The 587-nt window shown below is 47.2% G+C and carries 1 protein-coding gene; it reads right to left on the reverse strand.

Annotation, left to right across the window (positions count from 1 at the left end; genetic code table 11):
* Positions 1-2 precede the first annotated feature (2 nt).
* On the reverse strand, positions 3-587 hold a 585-nt coding region (locus IB213_RS18440; RefSeq protein ID WP_192408176.1), incomplete at its 5' end, for a hypothetical protein.

Genomic DNA, 587 nt, shown 5'->3' on the forward strand with positions numbered 1-587 from the left:
GGTCATGACAGGCTGGGAACAAAGCGATGTGCCGGCTTCCTCTTCTTTTTTTCTTCCTTTGTGTTTTTCTTCTCCTCCGCCTTCCCCTCTTTTTCCTCTTTTTCCTCTTTTCCTCTTTTCCTTTTTTCCCCCCTTTTTTCCCCTTCCCTCCCTTTCCTCCCTTTTTCTCCTCCCTCTTTTTCCCTCTCTTCCTCTTTCCTTCCTCTCTCCTCCTTTCCCTTTTCCCTCTTTCCTCCTCCCTTTCCCTTCCCCTTTTTTCCCTCTCCCTCTCTTTTCTTTCCCCTTCCTTTCTCCCCCCTCCCTTTCCCTTTCTTTCTTCTTTCTCCTTCTTTCTCCTTTTTTTTCCCCCTCCCCTTCTTTTTCCTGCCTCTCCCTCCCTTCTTTCTCTTTTTCCTCTCTTTCCTTTCTCTTCCTCCCTCTCCTTCTCCTCTTTTCTTTTTCCTTCCCTTTTCTTCCTTCTTCCCCTCCCCCTCCCTTCTTTTCTCCTTCTTTTCTTTTCCTTTTCTTTTTCCCTTTTTTTTTTTTTTTCCTCTTTCTCTCTCCTCTCCTCCCCCCCTTCTTCCCTCTTCCCTTCCCTCTCCCTCTGG

It is taken from the genome of Comamonas sp. CMM02 (assembly GCF_014851485.1).
Classification (GTDB): Bacteria; Pseudomonadota; Gammaproteobacteria; order Burkholderiales; family Burkholderiaceae_C; genus Comamonas; species Comamonas avium.